Origin of the sequence: Nocardia bhagyanarayanae, from assembly GCF_006716565.1 — a bacterium.
GTDB classification, from domain to species: Bacteria; Actinomycetota; Actinomycetes; order Mycobacteriales; family Mycobacteriaceae; genus Nocardia; species Nocardia bhagyanarayanae.
In genome coordinates this window covers 198,864-222,313 of sequence record NZ_VFPG01000002.1, presented here as the reverse complement: position 1 = coordinate 222,313, position 23,450 = coordinate 198,864, and the positions used below count along the sequence as shown (strand labels likewise).

The following is a 23,450-nucleotide window of genomic DNA, read 5'->3' as shown; positions in this document are numbered from 1 at the left end:
CTTCATTTGCCGACCGTCACCAGTCGACGAGGCCCAGTTCGTGCAGTTTGCGGAAGACGAGCATCGAGCCGGGGGCGACGTGGTCCATGGCCGCGTATTCGCGCACCGTGAAATAGCGGAGTTCGGCGATTTCGCCGCTGGGGTGGGGGTCGCCGTCGAGTTCGGCGGTGAAGCAGGTCATGTGGAGCCGCGTGCCGGGCGCGTGGCCGTAGGCCTCGGCGTGGAAGACGCCGAGTTCGGTGTAAGTGGCGACGCCGACGCCGAGTTCCTCACGGACCTCACGGTGCAGCGCCGCGACGGGCGTCTCCCCCGCGTCGATCTTGCCGCCCGCCATGTAGAAGACGTCCTTGCCGATGGACCGCGCCTGCAGCAGACGCCGATTCCGGACATGAGCCAACGCAGCTGTGCGAATCACCGGCCCACCCTACTGACCGGCACGGGCGGCCGGTCAACCCGATCGGGCACCGCCCGGCACGTCACAGCGGGCGTCAGCCGCTGCTGCCCGATTATCGGGCGGTCGTCCGGCGCGGCACGACAGGCTTCGGCCGCTGCCGCCCGATTATCGAGCGGTCGTCCGGCGCGGCACGACAGGCTTCGGCCGCCGCTGCCCGACTATCGGGCGGCCGCCGGCGCGGCACTACGATCGCCCGGCGCGCCGCCGCTGATGCTCGACTATCGAGCGGCCACCCAGCACGTCACGACACGCGTCGACCACTGCTACCCGACCAACCAGCGGCCACCCAGCACGTCACGACGGGCTTCGGCCGCCGCTGCTGAACTATCGGGCGACCGTCCGGCACGTCACTCGGGCTTCGGCCGCTGCTGCTGCCCGACCAACGAGCGGCCGTCCGGCGGGTCACGACGGGCATCCTCCGCTGCTGCCTCGACTATCGAACGGCCGCTCAGCGCAGCACGACCGGGCATCGGCCGCTGCTGCTCGGCTATCGGGCTGCCGCCTGGCGCGTCATGACCGGGCGCCGGTCGCTGTGCTCGATCGTCTGGGCCACGGCTACGCCAGCCGACGGCTGGTGCCGCCAAGTGAATCCCCTTGTGCGGGCGCGTGATGTTCTACAGTCGGCTCACACCGATCCGCATCCGGCTGACACGGCATGGTCGCGAGGAGGAATCGTGCCCGATGGCTCACGCTCGACCGTCCTGACGAATATCGGCACGCTCGTCACCAACGACCCAGAGTTGGGCGACGGTCCCCTTGGCGTGCGACGCGGCTCGGCGGTCGTGTTCGACGAAGGACTGGTCGCCTGGGTAGGTTACGCGAGCGAGGCGCCCGCCGCGGACGATCGCGTGGATCTGGCGGGCCGGGCGGTGCTGCCCGGATTCGTGGAGAGCCATTCGCACCTGGTCTTCGCCGGGGAGCGGGCCGAGGAGTTCGCGGCACGGATGTCCGGAGCGGAGTACGCCGCGGGTGGTATCCGCACCACCATCGCCGCGACGCGAGCGGCCGACGACGACCAACTCGCCGCGAACGTGCGGCGGCTGATGGACGAGTCGCTGCGGTCGGGCAGCACCACGGTCGAATGCAAGACCGGCTACGGCCAGACCACCGAGGACGAGTTGCGCAGCGCCCTGGTGGCCGGGCGATTCACCGACGAGGTGACCCTGCTGGCCGCACATGTGCCGCCGCCGGAGTACGCAGGACGGGCGGACGAGTACGTCGAAATGGTGTGCCGCGACATGATTCCGGCTTGCGCGCCGCACGCGAAGTGGATCGACGTGTTCTGCGAGCGCGGCGCGTTCACCCGCGAACAGTCCGAGGCCGTACTGCGGGCTGGCGTGGCGCACGGACTGACGCCTCGGGTGCACGGCAATCAGCTCGGCGCGGGACCGGGGGTGCGGCTGGCGGTGGAACTCGGCGCGGCTTCGGTCGACCACGTCAGCTACGTCACCGCCGCCGATATCGACGCACTGGCGAGCAGCGCGACGGTTGCGACGCTCCTCCCGGCCGCCGACTTCTGCACCCGCAACAGCTATCCCAACGCTCGGGCGTTGCTCGACGCGGGCGTCACCGTCGCGCTCGGCGCGGACTGCAATCCCGGTACCTCGTATACGACGAGCCTGCCCTTCTGCATCGCGCTCGCGGTGCGCGAACTGCGGATGACGCCGGAGGAGGCGGTGTGGTCGGCCACGGCGGGCGGGGCGCGAGCGTTGCGCCGCGACGACGTCGGCAGTCTGCGGGTCGGGTCGCGCGCCGACGCGCTCGCGCTGGACGCACCGTCCTATCTACACCTGGCATATCGGCCCGGTGTGCCGCTAGTGCGCTCGGTGTGGCGCGGCGGGGTGCTCGTATCGGGCGCCGCCGCATGAACGTCGACATCGCACCGCGGCCGTGGACCGGCCGTGTCGACGGCGACGCACCGGAGCACGCGCGCTGGCACCAGCTGGTCCGGCCCTACGATCCGACCCGCGCGGCCGGAAAAGGTTGCGTGCTCATCGGATTCGCCAGCGACGAGGGTGTCCGCAGGAACAAGGGACGTCCCGGCGCCGCCGCCGGCCCGGACGCGCTGCGCGGCGCGCTGTCGTCGCTGGCGCTGCCCGAACCGCTCGATTTGGAGGACGCGGGCACGATCGCGATCGGCGGCACGGACCTGGAGTCGGGTCAGCGGCGGCTCGGCCGCGCGGTCGCGAACGCGTTGGACGCGGGTCGCTTTCCGGTGGTGCTCGGCGGCGGCCACGAGGTCGCCTTCGGCACGTACTCCGGGATCGCGGCGGCACGGCGGCGCGCCGACCTGCGGTTGGGCATCCTCAACTTGGACGCCCACTTCGATCTACGCGCCGCTGACGCACCGAGTTCGGGCACCCCATTCCGCCAGATCGCCGAGGCCGAAACGGCGGCCGGAAAGTCCTACCGTTACGACGTCCTCGGCATCAGCCAGCCGAGCAACACCGTGGCGCTGTTCGAGACCGCGCGCAGTCTCGGCGTTCACCATCTGACCGACGAGCGCTGCGGTGTCCTGGACCGGCCGGCGGTGGACGAGTTCGTCGATGACTTCCTGGATGACGTCGACCTGGCCTATCTCACCCTCGACCTGGACGTCCTCCCGGCCGCCGTCGCCCCGGGCGTCAGCGCGCCCGCGGGTTACGGAGTGCCGGTCGAGACCGTGCAGCGGGTATGCGATCGGGTGACGGCAAGCGGCAAGCTCATCGCCGCCGACGTGGCCGAGCTCGCGCCAGCGTTCGATATCGACGGTCGCACCGCCCGCACGGCCGCGCGGCTGATTCACCGCATAGTCGTCGGTCACCGCCCGGTGAGCTGAGGAGGAGGCGCTCCCGTGGTGCTTTGTGGCGTTGGACAACGAGTTCCGGATGCTCGGCGTTGAGGAAGCACGGTTGTCCCAAGTGGGAAGTCGACGGCGCTGGGCGGGGCGGAGCGCGGAACTCTCGACGCTGTGTGACGTTCGGGAACGGGTTCCGTGTGTTTACCTGCAAGGATGTTCAGTCACCCAGGTTTGCCTCGAACGGTGCTGGGCACGTAAGTGCCGTACCCGGCTTACCTCCCGCAGTCGGTGGTCGGAGGTTCCACTTCCAGCGTGGTCGACCGGCTGTGGTTGCGTTCGTGGTGGGTGCGTTCCGGAATTCGCCGCGGATTGTGTGCCGTGACCGGTCGAGCTGCCAACGCAATGCCGCCCAAATCGACGGGAGTCGAATGGCGGCTTACCAAGATCAACTAGCCACCATTTGACTACCGTCGAAACCATTTCTCTATCGACGGCAGTCGAATGGTGGTTGGGAGGTTGACAGGCCAAGGACTCTTTCCGAGTTGGACTCCCTAGACGCAACCACAGCCGGTCGACCCGGCCGGAAGCCCGGACCGCGCACCCGACAGCGGGAGGTAAGCCGGGTACGGCACACGACGCGCCCAGCACCGTTCGAGGAAAACCTGGGTAGCCAGCCTATTTGGACCCGCCCGCCCCTGGACAGCACGTCACCCGACCCAACCGGCCGCTCGACGCATCGCTGACCGATCACGAGGGGTGCGGATTGTGATCAGCGGGGTGGCGGCAGGTGGCTGTGGGGATGGGGCGGGTAGCTCTGCTGCTGGTAGTTCCAGGTTGCCGACTGGAGAGTGCGGAGGGCGCGGACGTCGCGGCTGCGGACGATGGACAGGAAGTCGCCGTAGGTGTCGTGGCCGATCGAACCATCTGCCAGTAGGCCGAGCACGGCGATGCAGGCGCGAAAGAGGAAGGCGCGCAGAAGGTTCCAGAGTGTGGGACGGCGGCCATCGACGCCTCGGATCAAAACGACACCGGAGAGCAGCTTGCCGACCGTCGCTCCGAAGATTCGCTGAAACAGGACGGTGTGCACGAATGATGCCGCGATATAGGTGATGACGCCGACCAGCACCGCGAGCAGCACGTTCTCGATGCCGGCCGCAACAGCGAAGGCGACGCCGAAATGCAGCAGCACATCGACTGATACCGCCGCGAAGGTGCGCAAATCGCGTGAAGACGGATAACGCGGATCGTTGTCGTCACCGTAATACCGCGGGCCGCGCTGCGCCGCCTGCGCCGTGCGTTCGTCGAACTGTTCCGCCCCGCGATTGATGAACCCCACGTGACGAGCATCGCACAGCCGCGCCCGAGTACGAACTCGAGCACCGCGATCGTGCTCGGCTGGAGTCAGGTAGGACAAACCATTTGGAATCTGCGTGCCCTGGGTATCACGTCACCCGACACAACCACCACCGAACCCAGCCGTCCCCTGGTCGACCCAGTGAAGTGGCGGCCGGATGAGCTGCCTCGTTCGGTTACCCACACACCTCACCCACCGCACCAACGACCACAGTTAGCCCCCGCTCCAACTCGTCCTCCGCAATAGTCAACGGCGGCAACAACTTCACCACCTCGTCCACCGACCCCGAGGTCTCCACCAACAACCCCCGATCGAACGCCACCTGGCAAACCTTCCCCGCCAACGACGGGTCCTCGAACGCGATCCCGTGCACCAACCCCCGCCCTCGTGTCGAGACCCCGGGGAACTCGGCGACGATCCGAGCAAGCGCGGCCTCGATCCGCGCACCCTTGGCGAGGGTCGCCCGCTCGAGCGCATCGTCGGACCAGTAGTGGCGCAACGCGACCTCGGCCGTGACGAAGGCGGGGTTGTTCCCCCGGAAGGTGCCGTTGTGCTCACCGGGCGCCCACTGATCCAGCTCGGACTTGAAAAGCACCAGCGCCATAGGCAATCCGTAGCCACCGATCGACTTCGACAGCGTCACGATGTCGGGCGTGATACCGGCGAACTCGAAGGAGAAGAACGGACCGGTCCGCCCGCAGCCCATTTGCACGTCGTCGACGATCAGCAGGATGCCGCGCGCCTGGCACAGGTCGGCCAGTTCGCGCAGCCACTGCGCCCGCGCGACGTTGACCCCGCCTTCGCCCTGCACAGTCTCCACGATGACCGCGGCGGGCTTGTCCAATCCCGACGAGGGATCGTCCAGTGCGCGGCGCATCCAGTGCAGTTCGTCGCCCGCGCCGAGGTAGCCGTCGTAGGGCATCGGCGTGACGTGCACCAGCGGCACGCCCGCGCCCGCGCGCTTGGCGGCGTTGCCGGTCACCGACAGCGCGCCGAGCGACATGCCGTGGAAGGCGTTGGTGAAGTTCAGCACCGCCTGTCTGCCCGTTACCTTGCGCGCGAGTTTGAGCGCCGCCTCGACGGCATTCGCACCGGTGGGGCCGGGAAACTGCACCTTGTAGTCCAGCCCGCGCGGGGCGAGGACGGTGTCGCGCAGGGTTTCCAGCAGCCGTCGCTTGGCCACCGTCGACATGTCCAGACCGTGGGTGATCCCGTCGCCCGCGAGGTAGTCGATCAGCGCGCGCTTGAGGACCGGATTGTTGTGGCCGTAGTTCAGCGCGCCCGCACCGGCGAAGAAATCCAGGTAGTCGCGGCCTTGCTCGTCGCGCAACCAGGCGCCGCTGGCGGTGTCGAACACCGTCGGCCAGGATCGGCAGTACCCGCGAACGTTCGATTCGAGTGCCTCGAAAACGGTCGACTCGGCGACAGACATCGACGATCCTTCCTGTCGTGCGCGAGCACTCCAACAATCTGAAGTGTCTGTGTTTCTAACACTGGCGCCTCAGGTTCGTAGCGCTTTCCCAAAAATCGCGCGGGACGCTACCGCGCGTCCGCGACCGGGCAGTAAAGTTGACTCCTTGTGCGCTGGAGTGCGGGAGGGGAGGAACGGCTGGCCGCAGCAACCCGGGCGCGACGCGAGGCGACGCTGTATTGGCAGCTCGCGGTGGCGGGGTTCCGGCGTCAGTCGCAGTACAAACTGGCGATGTTCGCGGGTCTGTTCACCAACTGCGTGTTCGGTTTGGTACGCGCCGCTGTGATGCTCGCCGCCGTGCGCAGCGCGGGTGATTTCGGCGGATACGACGAAGGCACCATGGGCGCCTACGTCTGGCTCTCGCAAGGACTGCTCGGCGCGATGCAATTCATGGGCCCGCCTTTGGAATTGGTGGACCGGGTCAAGAACGGCGATATCGCGATCGACTTCCTGCGTCCCGTCGATATCCAACTGAGTTATCTCGCAGCCGATCTCGGGCGCGCGACGTGCACGTTGGTGCCGCGATTCCTGCCCAGCGTACTGTTCGGTTTCCTCACCGTCGGGCTCGCCATGCCCGCGACGCCCGGTCCCTATGTGCTCGGCGTGATTTCGATCGTGCTCGCCGTCGCGCTGTCGTTCCTGATGCTGTTCGCGATCGGACTGATCGGTTTCTGGGTGGTGGAGACCCGGGGCATCCGGGTGCTGTACCAGATCTGCGGCACCTTCCTCGCCGGACTGTTCGTGCCGGTGCACATGTTCCCGGACTGGCTGCGCACGCTCGCCTACGCCACCCCGTTCCCCTCGATTCTGCAAGCCCCGATCGACGTGCTCTCCGGCCGGATCCTCGGCGTGGAAGCGGTTACGGTCGTTGGCGCGCAGCTGTTCTGGGTGCTCACGATCGCCGCGATCGGCAGGCTCATGCTGGCGGCCGGGCGCCGCAGGCTGGAGGTGCAGGGTGGCTGAGCCGCCGGTCGCCGCGCCGTCGGGCAGCTGGTTCACACCGTATGCCGCGGTGTTGCGCTCACGCATCAGAGCCCAGCGGGCATACCGGTTGTCCTTCGCCAGCGAGGTGTTCAGCGCCTTCCTCATCGGCGTCGTCGAATTCGCCGAGGTGTGGGTCATCTTCCACAACGTGCGGGTGCTCGGCGGGCTGGATATGCACGGGGCGCTGCTGCTGTTCGGGCTGAGCAACACCACGTTCGCGCTGGCCCAGGTGCTTGTCGGACATCTGGATACGCTGCCGACGCTGATCCGGATGGGCACCCTCGACGCCTACCATCTGCGCCCGCAACCCCTGTTGCTGCAACTGGTCACCGGCGACGTCTCACTGCGCCGATTCGCCCGCGCGGCGGTCGCGATAGTGGTGCTGGTTATCGGGTTGCTACAGAACGACATCGATTGGGACCCGGCCGCATTCGGACTCCTGGCGATGACCCTCTCGTGCGGTATTCTCCTGTTCGGAGGGATCTTCGTCTGCGCGGCCGGGTTGCAGTTCTTCCTGATCGACGGCTCCGAACTCACCAACAGTTTCACCTATGGCGGGTCGTTCGCCGCCATGCAGCCCGCCTCGGTATTTCCGCTGCCACTGAAGCTGTTGTTCGGATTCGCCATCCCGGTCGCGTTCACGGCGTACCTGCCCACCATCGCCCTGCTCGGGTTGCCCGGCCCGCCGTTGCTGCCGTCCTGGCTGGTCTGGTTCACCCCGCTGGCGACGGCGTGGATATGGCTGCTGGCACTCGGTCTATGGCGGCTCGGGACAAGGCACTACCAGGGAGGTGGCGGATAAGCGTGGCGGACAGCGACTTATCTGACGCGATCATCGATATCGAGAATCTGACAAGACAATTCACGCTGTATCGCAAGAACGGCCGCCGCTGGCGCAGGCAGCGTGACACCCTCACCGCGGTCGACAAGATGTCCTTCCGCATCGAACGCGGCGCGGCGGTCGGCTACATCGGGGCGAACGGGGCAGGGAAGTCCACCACCATCAAGATGCTCACCGGCATCCTGGTCCCCTCGTCCGGGCGGGTGCGCACCTGCGGGCTCGAGCCGGTCCGGCAGCGCCGGGAACTGGCCGGCCGCATCGGGGTGGTGTTCGGCCAGCGGTCCCAGCTGTGGTGGGATCTGCCGCTGCGCGAATCGTTCACGATCCTGGCCGCCATCCACCGGCTGGAGCCCGACATCACCCGCAAGCGCACCTACGAGCTGGTCGAGCAGCTGGAGATGGCCGAGACGCTGGACACCCCGGTGCGGCAACTCTCCCTGGGTCAGCGGATGCGGGCCGAGGTCGCCGCGGCGCTGCTGCACTCCCCGGAACTGGTGATCCTGGACGAACCGACCATCGGCCTCGACGTGCTGTCCAAGCAGCGGTTGCGCGAGTTCCTGCGCGCGGAACGGGTGGACCGCGGCACCACGCTGCTGCTGACCACCCACGACATGGGCGATATCGAAAGGCTTTGCGACCGCGTGCTCGTCGTCGATCACGGCAGCCTGGTCTACGACGGATCGCTGTCCGGGCTCGGTGCGACGGTGGGCGCGCGCCGGGTGCTCGTGGTGGACCTCGCCGAGCCGACCCCGGATCTGCGCGACCTGCCGCCCGGCGCCGAACTGCTCACCAGCGAGGCGGACGGCATGCGCCAGCGCCTGGCCTTCGACGCCGAATCCATCACCGCCGCACGGTTGCTCGCCGCCGTATCGGACCGCGCGGAGGTGCGAGATCTGTCCATCGAGGAGCCCGGTATCGAAGACGTCGTCCGCCGGATATACGAAGCCGCCCGCTGACGGGTCGGCGGGCGGATTCGGGGGTAGCCGGTTGATCGGGGGCTACGGTTCGCGCGGCCCCTGGTCGAGCCGGAACGGCGGGTATTCGTCACGCATCAGCGAGGCGTAGGCCTGCACCCGGATGGCCCATCGGTTGATGCCGACGACGAAGTCGAACAGGCCTTTCGGGTAGACCGCGGTGAACAGCAGCGCGATCAACGCCACCACCAGAAGCAGGTAGATCACCGGCCAGGCCAGCATTACGTTCCAGGCGTCGGAGCCGTTGTCCTGCATGGCGGTGCCGACCGCGCCGCTCATCAGCGCGCCGATGATCAAATAGTGTGGAATGGCGAGCAGCCACCATTTGATCAAAACCAGGCCGCGGTGCAGGGTTTCGGGATAGTCGACCTCCAGATCGGCGGGATAGTCCGCGTCCGGCCGCAAATGGAACGGCGGATATTTGTCGGTGCCGAGCACGGTCAGCGAGTAGAAACCGACGCGCCAATTCCAGCGCATGACACCGACATTGAAGTCGAACAGCCCGCGCGGATACCTACCGGTGAACAGGATCGCGAAGAAGGCGATGACGGACACCACGAAGTACGCGATGTGCAGGAAGAACAGCACGATGTAGTGCGGGATGGCCAGAATCCACTTCACCAGCCACATCCACCGCGACAGACCGGGATCGAGATCCCCTCGGACGCGGACCGGATTCACGGCGGCCGCCGGCTTCTCGAGTTCCATTTCCATGATCGACGCTCCTTCCGGGCTGCGCACAGCCCACCCGGGCTTGAATTTCACAGCGCCCCTGTGAGGTATCTCATAATTGTCCGGCACCGCTCCGCCGGTAAGGCCACGATGCGGTACCGACACGCCAACAAAAACGACCGTCCAGCCCGCGTCGCGATGTTGCGAAAGGCGATCGCGGCCGTGATACTGGCTGGCGTTTGGATCGAAAACCATTGTCTTCGGGGGGAATTCATATGCGTAACTCTCGGCCCGTCGTGCTAGTCGTCGGCCTGCTGCTGATCGCCGTGCTCGCCGTCTCGGTGACCGGCTGTGGTTCGAGCAAGAAGCGGCGCCACTCCTCGTCCGGACCGGTCGCCACCGCGACCACCACGAGTGCCGCGGCCTTCCGCAACTGCGAGGACGCCTGGGCGGCGGGCAAAGCACCGCTGCGCCGCCAGGACCCCGGCTACTCGGTGCAACTGGACCGCCTCGACGGCAAAGAGGACGGGGTCGCCTGCCTCGTGCGCCCCACCACCGCACCCCGCGGCTGAACCGATCCGCGCCGGAAGGTCCCTGCTCGGCGCTGCACCGTCCTCGGCAGCCGGGGCGCACTTCGCTCGGCCTCGACTACCGCGCCGCGCACCCGCGGATCGATCCCCGGCAGATGAATCAACCGAATCGAAGGCTCGGGTCCTCGCCCTGGCGCGCGACCCCGACGCACAACTCGGTCCACCAACCGCGACGAGACCGGCGATCGTGCCGTGGGGTCACGCGGACGCTCCACCCAGCGGTACACGAGGCGGTCGGCGACGCAATCGCTCGATACCACCTACCTCCTGGCCGCACCGCCGGAGGCAATGTGCCGGCGGTAATCGGACACCCGCGCCATGGCGCGCCGAACCCGCGATACGCAGGGCGGTAGATACAACCTCGATGGCCACCAGCACTCCAACGCTCGGCGTCGGCGCTGAACCGGACCCTGTGCCTCCGCATCGATCCCGCGCCTGACCGGCCCGGTGCGTACGGCTTGTACTATCGGCAGACGTGACGTTCGGTGCGATACGGGGGGCCGGTATGCGGGCGGTGGTCGCCGTCGCGTTCGCCGCGTGGGCGCTCGCCTTGGCGCTGCCGGATTGTCACCTGTTCACCCCCGCCGCGACGATTCACGCGCATATCGAATCGTCCGGGCCCGGCGTCTCCTCGCAGGTGGTGCCGTGGGCCGCGGCCGATCTGCACCAGCACGCCGCCGAACCGGAGCAGCACCTGTCCCCCGACGCGATGATCGCGACCCTTCCGCGCTCCGGCCCGTCGCTACAGGAGTTGCTGCTCGTCGGCATCGCTTCGCTGCTGGTGCTGTCGATGGCCGCGTATCTCGGCATCGGTCCGCGCGCGCCGCCCGCGGCCGCCCTTCCGGTCGGTGGCGGCCGGGAGCTGCTCATTCGATTCGGCATCGATCGGAACTGATCGGTCAGCGTCAGGTCGTGGCCTGCCGGGGCCCGGCCGGTGTTCGTGCGTTCCCGCACCACACCCTCGCTGCCACAGCGACCGCACAGAATCGATGCATCCCCATGTCTTCAGCACTGCTCGAAACGGATCCGCTGCCGAGCCCGGCAAGCCTGCTCACCACCGCCAACCGCTGCCCGCGCCCGGCCACCATGGTCGGCAACACCCCGGTCCTCTGGATCACCGAACCGCTCGCGCCCGCGGGCCGGGGATTCTGGGCCAAGCTCGAGGGCGCGAATCCGGGCGGCATGAAGGACCGGCCCGCGCTGCACATGGTCGAACGCGCCGCCGCCCGGGGTGAGCTCGCGCCCGGCGCGCCGATCGTCGAATCCACCAGCGGCACCCTCGGTCTCGGTCTCGCCCTGGCCGGGATGGTGCACCGCCACCCCGTCACCCTGGTCACCGATCCTGGCCTCGAACCGCTCATGCAGCACATGCTCGCCGCCTACGGCGCCCGGGTGGAGATGGTCACCGAACCGCATCCCACCGGAGGGTGGCAACAGGCCCGCCGCGACCGCGTCGCCGAACTGCTGGCCGCCGACCCGCGCGCCTGGTGCCCCGACCAGTACCGCAACCCCGACAACCGCGCCGCGTACGAATCGCTGGCCGTGGAACTCGTCGCGCAACTCGGCCGGATCGACGTGCTGGTGTGCTCGGTGGGCACCGGCGGACACTCCTCCGGCATCGCCCGCGCACTGCGGCGCTATTTCCCGCATCTGCGTCTGGTCGGCGTGGACACCGTCGCGTCGACCATCTTCGGCCAACCCGCCGGGCCGCGGCTGATGCGCGGGCTCGGCTCGAGCATTCATCCGGAGAACGTCGACTATCCGGCGTTCGACGAGATCCACTGGGTCGCGCCCGCCGAAGCGGTGTGGGCCTGCCGCACGCTTGCCGCGACCCATCACGCCAGCGGCGGGTGGAGCGTCGGCGCGGTGGCGCTGGTCGCGGGCTGGCTGGCCCGCACAGGTGAGCCGGACGCGCGCATCGCCGCCGTCTTCCCGGACGGTCCGCTGCGCTACTTCGACACCGTCTACAACGACGCCTACTGCCGGGAGCACGGACTGCTCGGCGCCGCGCCGACCGAACCCGCGACGATCGCGCATCCATACGCGGCAGTGGTCGACTCGTGGACCCGCTGCACGACCGTGCTCGACCCGAAACAGCACCGGCACGATCCGACGACGACCGGACGGCCCGAGACCACCGCACCGGAGGGCACCCGATGAAGGACGTCTACGCGACCTACCGCAGTTTCGGCAGACCCAGCCGGGTGCTGATGGTGAACCAGTTCGCCATCAACACCGGCTTCTTCATGCTCATGCCCTACCTGGCCGGGTACATGGCGGGCACGCTCGGCCTCGCGGCGTGGGCGATCGGCCTGGTGCTCGGCATCAGGAACTTCTCCCAGCAGGGAATGTTCCTGGTCGGCGGCACTCTGGCCGACCGGCTCGGTTACAAACCGCTGATCGTGGCCGGATGTCTGCTGCGCACCGGCGGTTTCACACTGCTCGCGTTCGCCGACTCGCTGCCCGCGCTGCTGATCGCCTCGGCCGCAACGGGATTCGCGGGCGCGCTGTTCAATCCGGCGGTGCGCGCGTACCTCGCCGTGGATTCCGGCGAACGACGGGTCGAGGCGTTCGCGGTGTTCAACATCTTCTATCAGGCGGGCATCCTGTTCGGGCCGATCCTCGGTCTCGCGTTGATGGCGTTCGATTTCCAGGTCACCGCCGCTGGCGCTGCCGCGGTGTTCGCCCTGCTCACCGTCGCCCAGTTGCGCGCACTGCCGCAGCACCGGGCGGAGCCGAAAACGGCGTCGGTGCTCGAGGATTGGCGCGTGGTGCTGGCCAATCGCCCGTTCCTGCTGTTCTCGGCGGCGATGATCGGCTGCTACGTGCTCTCGTTCCAGGTGTATCTGGCGCTGCCGATGCAGGCCGCCCGCGTCGTCGGCGAAGGGTCGGCGACCGCGCTCATGACGGCGGTGTTCGTGGTCTCCGGCGTGATCGCCATCGCCGGACAGCTGCGCATCACCCGCTGGTTCGCCGCCCGGTGGGGCCGCCCGCACAGCCTCGTCCTCGGCATGGCGATTCTGGCGGCGGCGTTCGTTCCGCTGCTGCTCGTCCCGGGCACCGCGCTCGGCGTGCCGACGGCGGTCGGCGCGATGCTGCTGACCGCCGCGGTGCTGGGTGTCGGTGCGGCCGCGGTCTTCCCGTTCGAAATGGACACCGTGGTCGCGCTCTGTGGCGACCGCTTGGTCGCCACCCACTACGGTCTCTACAACACGATCGTCGGCACCGGCATCCTACTCGGCAACCTCGGCACCGGAACGGTCCTGGACGCGGCCCGCTCCGCCGGATTGAGTTCCCTGGCCTGGGCCGCCCTGATCGCCATCGGCGCCGCGTCCGCCGCCGGACTGTACGGACTCGCCCGCTCCGGTCGCCTGAACGCACCGGTTCCCGAGGCGGCGGCGACGGTGTAATGCCGCACGCGCTCCTCGCAGGGGTGTCACCGCCCCTGCGAGGCGGGTATCCAACATCGGCGCGGCCGCCCGCCGCCTCCCTCCGCCGATCCGGTATCTCGGCCTGGCTGAGCGGCCGATGCTCGGGCTGCGGACGCGATACCCGCTCAACGCCCGCGGCCCCGTCGGGCAGCAGCCGAACCGGCGCACAGGCGTGCGATTCGGCGGAAGGGACTAACTCGGCGCCTGTCCCTGCGCGGAGTACAAACTGACCTCGCCCTCCTCGCTGAGGAACGCGTTGACCAGCATGATCCGGTTGACCCGCAGTTCCTCTGGGTCGGGCGCGCTGGTGGTGATGTTGATCTGCGGGATGGCGCCCCAGTTGACCACGTAGCGCTCCGGCGGGCCGTCGTCATCGGACAGACGTGCGAGCCGGAAAACCGAGACCGTCTTGCGAACGATGAGGTTGCGGACGACTTCAGCAATTCGCTCGGGGTCTTCCAGCGAGAACATGAAGCCGAATGTCAGCTCCGGCGATGACACATAGGCGGGCACGAACATCGAGGCTAGTCCATCGCACCGGGGTGCGCAGCCGCCGCGCCGCGGCGATAACTGGAGATGCGCCAATCGCCCAGTTCACCTTGGGCAAAGATAGATTTCGTGTGACCGCCCCGTAACGGACGATAACGATTTCCGGCTGGCACACGGATTTTCCGACCATTCGGTTGCGCCGATTCGACTATCGCGCTTTCCTGAAAGTGTCCCGATTTCTCGGGCCGTCTTCCTCATCGCATCGTCGCGGATTTCCCGGTTTCTTTGCCGTGCTGGTGGACTGTGTGGGGGGCGTCCGGGCTCGGGGCTGCGCCGGAGCCGAGGGGTGCCCCTCCCCGAAATCCCCCTCGGCCCTGGCGTATCCATGTCGGATCGTTACCGCAGGGGCGTGCACCATGCCTACCGAATACGCAGGAAGCCGTATCGGAGCCGGCGAGCTGCCACCGCGATCAGCGCTGTTGCGCGCGTTTCGCGAAGCCGACGACCCGAATCGCCGGAAGCACCGAGTCCTAGCCGCGGCCCGCGAGCTGGTCGAATGCCATGAGCGCAGGCACCGGGCACTGGCCGCAGCGCACGCGCCGGACGCCACCAGCGGTCGCGTCGCGGCGTGCAGTCAGCTGGTGGAGGACATCGACGAGCGCCGCGCCGAGCTGGTCGGCCGGATCAACGACTGGGTGGCGAGCAACGTCGCGCACCGCACGGGCGCCTCGCTGCACACCGAGACACTGGGCGCGGTCATCGATCGAATGGCGGCGAAATGGACTGCGGCACAACAGGCTTTGAGCGTGACCGGCTCGGCGGCGCAGCCACCGCGGGTGGACGGGGAAGCCCACCTGCTGTGGACGCGGCTCGCCGAGCTGGCCGACGGCTATCAGGACCTGATCACCGATGTCGCCGAGCACCGGCGCAGGCTGCCGGTGTGGTGATCAGCGGCGGTCGTCGAGGTCGGACTCGACGACCTCGGCCTCGACGAAGGCGGAGCCCGGCTCGGCCGTGGGCTCGGGCTCGTCGGGGACCTCGTCCAGCGGCGCTTCCCGCTGAACGGCGGCATCCTTGCGCGCCGCGGCGGCCGCCTCGTTCATCTCGATCGCGTCGGTGATCCACTCACCGATCTCCCGAGTGACCTCCTGGACGGTTCCGGTGATGATCGTCGCGATATTTCCGACGTGCCTGGCACCGGAGGCCGTCAATTCTTGAATCAAATCCTTGTTGCTTTCGAATTTCCCGATCATTCACACGCCCACTTCGGTCGCCTTCCGCTGACGCATCACGATAACACCGGCAGATGACGGGTTCTTCGTGAAGCGCGGCGGCAGCGCCAGCTTGAAAATCTTCAGCCACACATCGCCGATCTGCTTGCTCAACGGGCCGGTGTGGTACGGCAATCCGTACTTCTCACACAGCGCCCGCACCTCCGGCGCGATCTCCGGATAGCGGTTGGCGGGGATGTCGGGGAACAGGTGGTGTTCGATCTGGTGCGACAGATTGCCGCTCATGATGTGGAACAGCTTGCCGCCGGAGATGTTCGCCGAGCCGAGCATCTGCCGGACATACCACTCGCCGCGGGTCTCCTCGGCGGTCTCCTCCTCGGTGAACGTCTGTACGCCGGAAGGGAAGTGGCCGCAGAAGATGATCGAGTAGGCCCAGACGTTGCGCACCAGGTTGGCCGCGGCGTTGCCGGCCAGCGTGCTGAGGAACAGCGGACCGGTCAGCGCGGGGAACACCACGTAGTCCTTGAGCGCCTGGCGGCCCGCCTTACGCCACCAGCCCTTGACCAGCGGCTTGAGGTCCGACCACTTGCGCTTGCCCTGGATGATGTTTTCGGCCTCGGCGTCGTGCAGCATCACGCCCCACTCGAAGAACACCATCAGCAGGAACGCCCACAGTGGGTTGCCCAGGTAGTAGGGGTTCCACTTCTGGCCCTCGTCCATTCGCAGGATGCCGTAGCCGATGTCGCGGTCCATGCCGTGGATGTTGGTGTAGGTGTGGTGCATGTAGTTGTGCGAGTGCTTCCACTGGTCGGCCGGGCAGACCGTATCCCACTCGAACTCACGGGAATTCAGGCCGGGCTCACGCATCCAGTCGTACTGGCCGTGCATGACGTTGTGGCCGATCTCCATGTTGTCCAAGATCTTCGACACGCTCAGTGCGGCGACCGCGGCCAGCCACACCGGAGGCAGGAAGCCCAGATACATCATGCCGCGCCCGGCGATCTCGAAACCGCGCTGCGCCTTGATGATCGAGTAGATGTACTCGCGGTCGCGCTCGCCGAGATCGGCGACGACGCGGTCGCGCAGTTCGTCGAGCGCCTTGCCCAGCTCCTCGACCTGGTCGGGAGTCAGGACCAGCGGTCCGTCCTTGGTCTCGGTCAGAATGGTCATTGTCAGTCCCCTTGTGTCTTTCTAGATTTCGATGTCGACGTCGCCCACCGCGGCGCTGACGCAGAGCTGGATGGGCTGGTCGGGATCGCTGTCGGTCTCACCGGTGCGCAGGTTGCGCGTGCAGCCGGAGCGGCGAACGGCGGTGCAGGAGAAGCAGATACCCATGCGGCAGCCGTACTCCGGGGTCAGGCCCGCGGCCTCGGCCTGCTCCAGCAGGCTGGTACCGGTGTTCTCGGCGCGCGCCCCGCTGGCCGAAAACCTCGTCGAGCCGTGCACCTCGTCCGCTTCGACGGGGGTGGTCGAGAGCGTGAACTCCTCGGAGTGCAGCCGGTCGGCCAGTTCCTCGGCCTCGTAGACCTTGCGCACCGCGTCCATCAGCGGCGGCGGGCCGCACACGTAGGTCTGCGCCTCGGCGAACCAGGGCGCGACGCGCTCGAGTTCGTCGTAGTCGAACGGGCCGCCGCCCTGCTCCGGATAGCGCAGTTCGATGCGGAAACGCGGGTTCCGCTCGGCGATGGCCTCCAGCTCGGCGCGGTGCGGCACCGCCTCCGGCGAACGGGCGTAGTGCAGGAAGGTCAGTTCGCCGGGATAGCCCTCGTCGGCGAGGGTCCGCATCATCGACAGCACCGGCGTGATACCGCTGCCGCCGCTGATCAGCACCACCCGGTCGGGGCGGACCTCGGGCAGCCGGAACACGCCGGCCGCCGGGCTCAGGTCGACCACCATGCCGGGCACGGCGTTCTCGTGCAGGTACTGCGACACCAGGCCCCCGGGATGCGCCTTGACCGTGAGCTGGATGTGCCGGTCGCGGCGTCCTTCCGGATTCACCGGCGAGTAGCACCTCGTGTGCCGGACGCCGTCGATCACCACGCCGATCTGGACGTACTGGCCCGCGGCGTGGCCGCGCCACTGCCGGGTCGGGCGCAGGGTGAGCGTCACCGAGCCGGGCACCGAGCGGCGCACGTGGGTGATCTCGGCGCGCATCTGCCGGACGGTCAGCGTGGGACGCACTAGTTCCAGGTACCGGTCGAGCGGATGGGGCGTGGTCAGGGTCTGCACCAGGTCGATGAGATCCACCATTCGGTTCTCCGTACCTCTGTTTGTTCGGTGGGTCATGGCTGCGGCGTGCCGACTGTCACTTGATCAAATTTCAGCGCACGCCTGTACACTCATCCAGTGTGACCGATAGGCAGGGTCCAGTGTCAACCGGCAATTCGTGTGACCCGAACTACACCTCTTGGATGAGCGAATGGTGAACGGATGTATGCTCACCGTGATGAGCGAGCAGGCAGCAACCCGGATCGAGCGCAAGGAGCGCACACGGCAGGCCCTGGTCGACGGCACCCTGGAACTGGCCGCCGACCGCGGTTTCGCCGCGCTGAGCCTGCGTGAGATCGCGCGCTCCGCCGGGATCGTGCCGACGGCCTTCTACCGCCACTTCGCCTCGCTCGACGACCTCGGCGCGACCCTCGTCGACCAGGGCGTGACCGCGCTGCGGCTGGCGCTGCGCGAGGTCCGGCGCAATCCCGAGGCCAGCATCGCCGACACGGTGCGGTTCGTCTTCGACCAGGTGGCGGCCAAACGCGCGGTGTTCGGCTTCCTCACTCGCGAACGCCACGGCGGCTCGGCGGCGCTGCGCAAAGCCATCGCGCTGGAACTCCAGCTGATCGTGCGCGAGCTGGTGGCCGACCTGTCCCGGGTGCGGGCGCTGGACGACTGGAGCCCTCGGGATCTGGAGATCGCCGCGGACCTGCTGGTCGGCACCGTCGCCGACGGGATCGCCGCGTATGTCGCGGCCGAGGAGCGCGATCAGCGAACCATCGTCGACCGCACGGTGCAGAAGGTCCGGCTGATCGCGCTCGGCATGGACAACTGGTGGCCGCCCAAGGATCGGTAGGCGAACGCCCGACCGACGCGGACCGACCGCGGATCTCGTCCCGCAGCGTCCCGTACTGTGCCGAACATGGGTTACGACACCAGCTTTCACGCCTTGGACATGCGACTCGCCGAGGAGCGGATCCTGCCGTACCTGGCCGGGCTCGGCGGCGACGCCGATCTGGACGACCTGATCGCCTTGGCGGTCGAGCAGGCGCGGGTGCGCTTCCGGGCCAAGGCGTGGGCGCTGGGCGCGCTGAAGGTCGCAGACGACGAGTTCGACTCCGCGCTGTACGTGTGGGGACGGCCGTACCTGATCACGGCCGAGACGCCCGCCGAGGTGGCGGAAACCGCTGTGCGATACCGGGATTGCACCATCGGCACGGTGGACGAGCTGGCCCGCGCGCAACTCGCTCTGTTCGATCCCGCGCTGGCCGCCCGAACCGAGCCCGATATGAGCGGCACCCTGCCCGGCGCCGACGACCTGGCCATCGACATCGCGTGGAAGATTCGCCTGCTGCGCCAGGCCGCACTCGCGCTGCGCTCCGGCCAGCCGACCGTCGACGACCCGCACAGCCCCGAAACCCACGACGCCGCCGACCTTTTGCGCAACAACCTCCAGTTCTGCCTCGTCGAATTCGCCGCGCGACTGCTGCCGGGCTGGATGGACCGCGGCGTCGTCTGGCCGACCGCGCTGGCCGAGGAAGCCGGAACCGGCTGGCCCGCCGGGTTCGGCGGCAACGGCCCGCTGCTCGGTGACCTGCCGTCCCAGTTCCCCGAGATCGCTTGGCGCACCGAGGACACCATCACCGCCAACTACGTGATCGGCGGATTCGTCGGCGCCGGTGACGCGACCGCCGCGCGCGGCTGGCTGGCCGAACACGCCGAGGCCTTGAGCGGCGGCGACGACCGGACGCGCCTGTCGCTGCGCAAGTGTGACGAGGCGCTGGCGCTGGCCGAGCTGATCGGCGGCGGTTTCGCGGAGGCCACCGAGATCTACAGCGGCATGGAGGGCCGGATCAACTAGCGCATGTCGGGCGCGCGCACCGGGAGCAGCACCGCCAAACCCGCCGCGAGGACGACGGCCAGTCCGACCATTCCGGCGCGGTCGGCGTCGAACACCCAGACGAACAGGCCGAAAAGCGAGGGGGCGAGGAAGGATACGGCTCGGCCGGTCGTGGTGTAGAGGCCGAACAGCTGTCCTTCCCGCCCCGGCGGGGCCAACCTGACGAGGAACGACCGCGCCGACGCCTGGGCCGGCCCGACGAAGATGGTCAGCAGCAGACCGAATATCCAGAACATGAGCGGTCCCGACACCACGAGCAGTGCGAGTCCGCAGACCAGCATGGCGGCCAGCGAAGTCACGATCACCGCTTTCGGCCCCACCCGGTCGTCGAATCGGCCCGCGACGATCGCCCCGAGCGCGGCGACCACGTTCGCGGCGACGCCGAACAGCAGCACATCGGAATCATCGATCCCGTAGACACGCACCGCCAGCACCGCGCCGAAGGTGAAGACGCCCGCCAGCCCGTCGCGGAAAACCGCGCTGGCCAACAGGAACCAGACGGTGCGGCGGTCGACCGCCCACAGCTCGCGCAGATCCCGCCACAGCACCCGGTAGGAACCGAAGAACCCCACACTCGCCGCGCCGGGATCTGCGCTGGTGCGCGGCAATTCGGGCACCGCGAACAGCACGGGCAGCGCGAACGTGGCGAACCAGACCGCGGCGAGGACGGTCACCAGCCGGATGTTGAGCCCGTCGTCGGTCGGTATGCCGAACAGTCCTCGGTTGTCCCCTTCGCCGGCGATGAAGCCGACGTAGCAGATCAGCAGCAGGAAGATGCCGCCGAAATAGCCCATCGCCCAACCGAAACCGGAGACGCGGCCGACCGTTTCGGGCGTGGATACCTGGCGCAGCATCGCGTTGTACGGCACGTTGGCCAGCTCGAAGGCGGCGGAGCCGAAGGCGAGCAGCGTCAGCCCGAGCCACAGATCGCGGTAGTCGTCGTGCACGAAGAACATCCCGGCCATGGCGAGGACGGTCAACACGGTCAGGACGCCAAGGGAGCGTTTGCGTTTCGCGGCCGCGTCGAACCACTGGCCGCTGATCGGCGCGGTCAGCGCGACGACGAGACCGGCGATCCCGAGCGCCCAGCCGAGCCAGGCGCTCGCCGAGATCCCGCCCGGCAGATCGTCGCCGACCTTGTCGGTGAGATACACCGAGAACACGAACGTGAGGATCACGGCGTGAAATGCCGAGGAACCCCAGTCCCACAACCCCCAGGCCACGATCTGCCCGCGGCCGGCGGCATCCCCGATCGTGTCGCGCGCGTCCACCTCGGTCATGCGCGCAGCGTAACCCGCGCGGCGCGAGGAAGTCCGCCGAAAGCCGACCCCGGGGCGACACAAGTCACCCGGACATGCCGAGGGCGGTGACCCGCTCATCCGTGGCCGGCCCCGGTCAACCGCTCTATGCACCCAGTTGCATAGTACCGACTGTACCGAGTACCGTGGCGACATGGCCCTCGAGCACGCATTGCTGGTATCGCTGACCGAGCGGGCCGGTTCGGGCTACGAGCTGGCGCGCCGGTTCGACAAGTCCATCGGCTACTTCTGGAGCGCGACCCACCAGCAGATCTACCGCGTGCTCAAACGCATGGAGGAATCCGGCTGGCTGGACAGTGAATCGGTGGCCCAGGAGGGCAAGCCGGACAAGAAGGTCTACTCGGTGAACGAGGCGGGCCGCGCCGAACTGGCCCGCTGGATCGCCGAGCCCTCCAACACCGACCTCCCCCGCGGCGAACTCGGGGTCAAGATCCGCGGCGCGGCCTACGGCGACCTGGACGCGCTGTGCGCGGAGGTGGCCAGGCACCGCGATCAGCACGCCCAGCGGCTCGAGGTCTACCGGCTCATCGAGAAGAAGGACTTCGCCGCGCCGGACCAGCTCTCCGGCACGGCACTGCACCAGTACCTGGTCCTGCGCGGCGGCATCCGCGTCGAGCTCGGGTTCGTCGAATGGTGCGACGAAGTACTGCAAGCACTGCGACCGGATGCGTCAGCCCCGCACCCGGATCCGATGGAGAAAGGCGAGGCATGAGCTCCTTCCCCCACCTTTTCGAGCCGCTGGACCTCGGCTTCACCACGCTGCGCAACCGCGTTGTCATGGGGTCGATGCACACCGGCCTGGAGGACCGCGCCTGGGACACCAACAAGCTGGCCGCCTACTTCGCCGAGCGCGCCCGCGGCGGTGTCGGGCTGATCATCACCGGCGGCTACGCGCCCAACCGCACCGGCTGGCTGCTGCCCTTCGGCGCCAAGCTGACCAACAAGACCGAGGCCTACCGCCACCGCGCGATCACCAAGGCGGTGCACGCCGAGGGCGGCAAGATCGCCATCCAGATCCTGCACGCGGGCCGCTACTCCTACATGCCGGGCAGCGTCTCGGCGTCCTCGATCAAGGCGCCCATCAACCCTTTCCGGCCACGGGCCCTCTCCGCGCGCGGCATCGAGCAGACCATCGCCGACTACGCGCGCTGCGCGAAGCTCGCCCAGTTCGCCGGATACGACGGCTGCGAGATCATGGGCGGTGAAGGCTATTTCATCAACCAGTTCCTCGCGCCGCGCACCAACAAGCGCACCGACAAGTGGGGCGGCTCGGCCGAGAACCGGCGCAGGCTGCCGCTGGAGATCGTTCGCCGGATCCGCGCCGCGGTGGGGCCGGACTTCATCATCGTGTTCCGGCTGTCCATGGCCGAGCTGGTGGAGAAGGGGCAGACCTTCGACGAAATCGTCGCGCTCGCCAAGGAACTGGAGCGAGCGGGCGTCACCATCATCAACACCGACATCGGCTGGCACGAGGCGCGGGTGCCCACCATCGTCACCTCGGTGCCGCGGGCGGCCTTCGTCGAGTTCACCGCGAAGATCACCAAGCAGGTGAATATCCCGGTCTGCGCGTCGAATCGCATCAACATGCCCGAGATCGCCGAGGAGATCCTGACTCGCGGTGACGCGCAACTGGTTTCGCTGGCCCGCCCGTTCCTCACCGACCCGGAGTGGGTGAACAAGGCCGCGCAGGACCGCGTCGACGAGATCAACACCTGCATCGCCTGCAACCAGGCCTGCCTGGACCACGCGTTCCAGCACAAGACGGTGTCCTGCCTGCTCAACCCGCGCGCCGGCCACGAGACCGAGCTGAAGCTGCTGCCGACCAGGCGCAGCAAGCGCATCGCCGTGGTCGGCGCGGGACCGGCCGGGCTCTCCGCCGCGGTGAATCTCGCCGAACGCGGCCACCGCGTGGATCTTTTCGAGGCCGACGACAAGATCGGCGGCCAGTTCGACATCGCCCGGCGGATTCCCGGCAAGGAGGAGTTCGACGAATCCATCCGGTACTACCGCAGGATGATCGAGGTGCGCGGCGTCACGTTGCACCTCAACAAACGGGTCACCGCCGACGAGCTCATCGCGGGCCGCTACGACGAGGTGGTGCTCGCCACCGGCGTGCGGCCGCGTATCCCCAACATTCCCGGCATCGACCATCCCATGGTGCTCTCCTACGCCGAACTGGTGCGCGAGGAGAAGCCGGTGGGCAAGCGCGTCGCCGTGATCGGCGCGGGCGGCATCGGTTACGACGTGAGCGAGTTCCTCACCGTGGAGGGGCACCCCGCGCTCAAGCTGGACGAGTGGAAAGAGGAGTGGGGCGTCGACTCGAACGACGAGCAGGCGCCCGGTCAGCTCACCACGCCGAGGCCCGCGCCCGCGGCTCGCGATGTCGTTCTGTTGCAACGCAAGTCGTCGTCGTTCGGTAAGAACCTCGGCAAAACGTCCGGCTGGGTGCACCGCGCCGCGCTGAAGGCCAAGGGCGTCGAGCAGATCGGCGGCGTGAACTACGAGCGCATCGACGACCACGGGCTGCACATCAGCTTCGGCGAGAAACGCGAACGCCCGCAACTGATTCCGGTGGACAACGTGGTGGTCTGCGCGGGTCAGGAGTCGGTGCGCGAGCTGGTCGAGCCGCTGCGGGCGGCGGGAATCACCCCGCACCTGATCGGCGGCGCCGAGCTTGCCGCCGAACTCGACGCCAAGCGCGCGATCGATCAGGGCACCCGCCTGGCGGCCAGGCTCTGAGTGGCTCGCT

23 protein-coding genes are annotated in these 23,450 nt (G+C 68.1%); 14 read left to right on the top strand and 9 right to left on the bottom strand.

From position 1 onward, the window contains the following. Window positions 1-16: 16 nt before the first annotated feature. Complete coding sequence (locus FB390_RS27775) at window positions 17-415, bottom strand: NUDIX hydrolase (RefSeq protein ID WP_097245657.1); 399 nt, start codon at window positions 413-415, stop codon at window positions 17-19. A gap of 710 nt (window positions 416-1,125) precedes the next feature. Here FB390_RS27775 and hutI point away from each other — a divergent pair. After that, window positions 1,126-2,322: an imidazolonepropionase gene (gene hutI, locus FB390_RS27770; protein ID WP_221639459.1), complete on the top strand. Its 1,197-nt coding sequence runs from the start codon at window positions 1,126-1,128 to the stop codon at window positions 2,320-2,322. Then, entirely contained in the window at window positions 2,319-3,272 is a 954-nt protein-coding gene (hutG, locus tag FB390_RS27765) for a formimidoylglutamase (RefSeq protein ID WP_141812215.1), read from the top strand. The genes hutI and hutG overlap by 4 nt, the downstream gene beginning before the upstream one ends. 730 nt (window positions 3,273-4,002) lie before the next feature. Here the strand turns inward: hutG and FB390_RS27760 are convergent. After that, the gene (locus FB390_RS27760; RefSeq protein ID WP_185757299.1) at window positions 4,003-4,569 is read right to left on the bottom strand and encodes an RDD family protein; all 567 of its coding nucleotides are present in this window, start codon (window positions 4,567-4,569) and stop codon (window positions 4,003-4,005) included. A 193-nt stretch (window positions 4,570-4,762) separates the two neighbouring features. Then, window positions 4,763-6,019 (bottom strand): diaminobutyrate--2-oxoglutarate transaminase, encoded by a 1,257-nt coding sequence (gene ectB / locus FB390_RS27755; protein WP_141812213.1) that lies wholly within the window; start codon window positions 6,017-6,019, stop codon window positions 4,763-4,765. A 147-nt stretch (window positions 6,020-6,166) separates the two neighbouring features. Between ectB and FB390_RS27750 the strand changes: the two genes are divergently transcribed. The 3 genes from FB390_RS27750 to FB390_RS27740 all read left to right on the top strand — a co-directional run bounded on the left by FB390_RS27750 (window position 6,167) and on the right by FB390_RS27740 (window position 8,839). Further along, window positions 6,167-7,021, top strand: coding sequence for an ABC transporter permease (locus FB390_RS27750; protein WP_246124415.1), 855 nt, complete (start codon window positions 6,167-6,169; stop codon window positions 7,019-7,021). After that, window positions 7,014-7,844 carry an ABC transporter permease gene (locus FB390_RS27745; RefSeq protein ID WP_141812212.1) on the top strand — a complete coding sequence of 277 codons (831 nt, stop codon included), beginning with the start codon at window positions 7,014-7,016 and terminating at the stop codon, window positions 7,842-7,844. Before FB390_RS27750 ends, FB390_RS27745 begins: the two co-directional genes overlap by 8 nt. A gap of 128 nt (window positions 7,845-7,972) precedes the next feature. Next, complete coding sequence (locus tag FB390_RS27740; RefSeq protein WP_425465939.1) at window positions 7,973-8,839, top strand: ABC transporter ATP-binding protein; 867 nt, start codon at window positions 7,973-7,975, stop codon at window positions 8,837-8,839. Between the two features lie 42 nt (window positions 8,840-8,881). On the opposite strand, the gene FB390_RS27735 is transcribed toward FB390_RS27740, so the two are convergent. After that, the gene (locus FB390_RS27735) at window positions 8,882-9,571 is read right to left on the bottom strand and encodes a DUF4389 domain-containing protein (protein ID WP_425465923.1); all 690 of its coding nucleotides are present in this window, start codon (window positions 9,569-9,571) and stop codon (window positions 8,882-8,884) included. Window positions 9,572-9,804: 233 nt separating this feature from the next. Here FB390_RS27735 and FB390_RS27730 point away from each other — a divergent pair, with 233 nt between their 5' ends. The 4 genes from FB390_RS27730 to FB390_RS27715 all read left to right on the top strand — a co-directional run bounded on the left by FB390_RS27730 (window position 9,805) and on the right by FB390_RS27715 (window position 13,529). Beyond that, window positions 9,805-10,101, top strand: a complete 297-nt coding sequence (locus FB390_RS27730) for an excalibur calcium-binding domain-containing protein (RefSeq protein ID WP_141812210.1) — start codon at window positions 9,805-9,807, stop codon at window positions 10,099-10,101. A gap of 493 nt (window positions 10,102-10,594) precedes the next feature. Then, entirely contained in the window at window positions 10,595-11,014 is a 420-nt protein-coding gene (gene lpqS, locus FB390_RS27725) for a putative copper homeostasis (lipo)protein LpqS (protein ID WP_141812209.1), read from the top strand. Window positions 11,015-11,118: 104 nt separating this feature from the next. Continuing rightward, a complete protein-coding gene (locus FB390_RS27720) occupies window positions 11,119-12,279 on the top strand; it encodes a PLP-dependent cysteine synthase family protein (protein ID WP_141812208.1) in 1,161 nt (386 codons plus the stop codon). Then, a complete protein-coding gene (locus tag FB390_RS27715) occupies window positions 12,276-13,529 on the top strand; it encodes an MFS transporter (RefSeq protein ID WP_141812207.1) in 1,254 nt (417 codons plus the stop codon). Before FB390_RS27720 ends, FB390_RS27715 begins: the two co-directional genes overlap by 4 nt. Before the next feature lie 213 nt (window positions 13,530-13,742). Here the strand turns inward: FB390_RS27715 and FB390_RS27710 are convergent, their stop codons facing one another. Beyond that, the gene (locus FB390_RS27710; RefSeq protein WP_141812206.1) at window positions 13,743-14,069 is read right to left on the bottom strand and encodes a hypothetical protein; all 327 of its coding nucleotides are present in this window, start codon (window positions 14,067-14,069) and stop codon (window positions 13,743-13,745) included. 386 nt (window positions 14,070-14,455) lie between these two features. Here FB390_RS27710 and FB390_RS27705 point away from each other — a divergent pair, with 386 nt between their 5' ends. Then, window positions 14,456-14,986 (top strand): DUF4254 domain-containing protein, encoded by a 531-nt coding sequence (locus FB390_RS27705; protein ID WP_141812205.1) that lies wholly within the window; start codon window positions 14,456-14,458, stop codon window positions 14,984-14,986. Here FB390_RS27705 and FB390_RS27700 read toward each other — a convergent pair whose 3' ends face one another. From FB390_RS27700 to FB390_RS27690, 3 genes are read right to left on the bottom strand one after another with little or no spacing between them, the layout of a single operon-like run. After that, on the bottom strand, window positions 14,987-15,250 hold the full coding sequence (locus FB390_RS27700; protein WP_425465922.1) for a hypothetical protein: 264 nt from the start codon (window positions 15,248-15,250) through the stop codon (window positions 14,987-14,989). Window positions 15,251-15,292: 42 nt separating this feature from the next. Next, on the bottom strand, window positions 15,293-16,441 hold the full coding sequence (locus FB390_RS27695) for a fatty acid desaturase family protein (protein ID WP_141812203.1): 1,149 nt from the start codon (window positions 16,439-16,441) through the stop codon (window positions 15,293-15,295). Between the two features lie 21 nt (window positions 16,442-16,462). After that, window positions 16,463-17,521: a ferredoxin reductase gene (locus tag FB390_RS27690; protein ID WP_141812202.1), complete on the bottom strand. Its 1,059-nt coding sequence runs from the start codon at window positions 17,519-17,521 to the stop codon at window positions 16,463-16,465. Window positions 17,522-17,717: 196 nt separating this feature from the next. Between FB390_RS27690 and FB390_RS27685 the strand changes: the two genes are divergently transcribed. Then, a complete protein-coding gene (locus FB390_RS27685) occupies window positions 17,718-18,338 on the top strand; it encodes a TetR family transcriptional regulator (protein WP_246124413.1) in 621 nt (206 codons plus the stop codon). A 66-nt stretch (window positions 18,339-18,404) separates the two neighbouring features. Next, window positions 18,405-19,343, top strand: coding sequence for a hypothetical protein (locus FB390_RS27680; protein ID WP_141812200.1), 939 nt, complete (start codon window positions 18,405-18,407; stop codon window positions 19,341-19,343). Here the strand turns inward: FB390_RS27680 and FB390_RS27675 are convergent. Then, window positions 19,340-20,662 carry an MFS transporter gene (locus FB390_RS27675; protein ID WP_141812199.1) on the bottom strand — a complete coding sequence of 441 codons (1,323 nt, stop codon included), beginning with the start codon at window positions 20,660-20,662 and terminating at the stop codon, window positions 19,340-19,342. The genes FB390_RS27680 and FB390_RS27675 overlap by 4 nt on opposite strands. A gap of 172 nt (window positions 20,663-20,834) precedes the next feature. Between FB390_RS27675 and FB390_RS27670 the strand changes: the two genes are divergently transcribed. Both FB390_RS27670 and FB390_RS27665 read left to right on the top strand, forming a co-directional pair. Further along, entirely contained in the window at window positions 20,835-21,413 is a 579-nt protein-coding gene (locus FB390_RS27670) for a PadR family transcriptional regulator (RefSeq protein ID WP_141812198.1), read from the top strand. Continuing rightward, complete coding sequence (locus FB390_RS27665; RefSeq protein WP_141812197.1) at window positions 21,410-23,440, top strand: NADPH-dependent 2,4-dienoyl-CoA reductase; 2,031 nt, start codon at window positions 21,410-21,412, stop codon at window positions 23,438-23,440. The genes FB390_RS27670 and FB390_RS27665 overlap by 4 nt, the downstream gene beginning before the upstream one ends. Window positions 23,441-23,450: the final 10 nt, after the last annotated feature.

Coding starts and splice junctions, on each gene's coding strand:
- FB390_RS27730 (WP_141812210.1), top strand. CDS start 9,805: ATGCGTAACTCTCGGCCCGTCGTGCTAGTCGTCGGCCTGCTGCTGATC.
- FB390_RS27665 (WP_141812197.1), top strand. CDS start 21,410: ATGAGCTCCTTCCCCCACCTTTTCGAGCCGCTGGACCTCGGCTTCACC.
- FB390_RS27710 (WP_141812206.1), bottom strand. CDS start 14,069: ATGTTCGTGCCCGCCTATGTGTCATCGCCGGAGCTGACATTCGGCTTC.
- FB390_RS27670 (WP_141812198.1), top strand. CDS start 20,835: ATGGCCCTCGAGCACGCATTGCTGGTATCGCTGACCGAGCGGGCCGGT.
- FB390_RS27705 (WP_141812205.1), top strand. CDS start 14,456: ATGCCTACCGAATACGCAGGAAGCCGTATCGGAGCCGGCGAGCTGCCA.
- FB390_RS27690 (WP_141812202.1), bottom strand. CDS start 17,521: ATGGTGGATCTCATCGACCTGGTGCAGACCCTGACCACGCCCCATCCG.
- FB390_RS27715 (WP_141812207.1), top strand. CDS start 12,276: ATGAAGGACGTCTACGCGACCTACCGCAGTTTCGGCAGACCCAGCCGG.
- FB390_RS27735 (WP_425465923.1), bottom strand. CDS start 9,571: ATGGAAATGGAACTCGAGAAGCCGGCGGCCGCCGTGAATCCGGTCCGC.
- ectB (WP_141812213.1), bottom strand. CDS start 6,019: ATGTCTGTCGCCGAGTCGACCGTTTTCGAGGCACTCGAATCGAACGTT.
- FB390_RS27695 (WP_141812203.1), bottom strand. CDS start 16,441: ATGACCATTCTGACCGAGACCAAGGACGGACCGCTGGTCCTGACTCCC.
- FB390_RS27680 (WP_141812200.1), top strand. CDS start 18,405: ATGGGTTACGACACCAGCTTTCACGCCTTGGACATGCGACTCGCCGAG.
- FB390_RS27675 (WP_141812199.1), bottom strand. CDS start 20,662: ATGACCGAGGTGGACGCGCGCGACACGATCGGGGATGCCGCCGGCCGC.
- FB390_RS27685 (WP_246124413.1), top strand. CDS start 17,718: ATGAGCGAGCAGGCAGCAACCCGGATCGAGCGCAAGGAGCGCACACGG.
- hutG (WP_141812215.1), top strand. CDS start 2,319: ATGAACGTCGACATCGCACCGCGGCCGTGGACCGGCCGTGTCGACGGC.
- FB390_RS27740 (WP_425465939.1), top strand. CDS start 7,973: ATGTCCTTCCGCATCGAACGCGGCGCGGCGGTCGGCTACATCGGGGCG.
- FB390_RS27720 (WP_141812208.1), top strand. CDS start 11,119: ATGTCTTCAGCACTGCTCGAAACGGATCCGCTGCCGAGCCCGGCAAGC.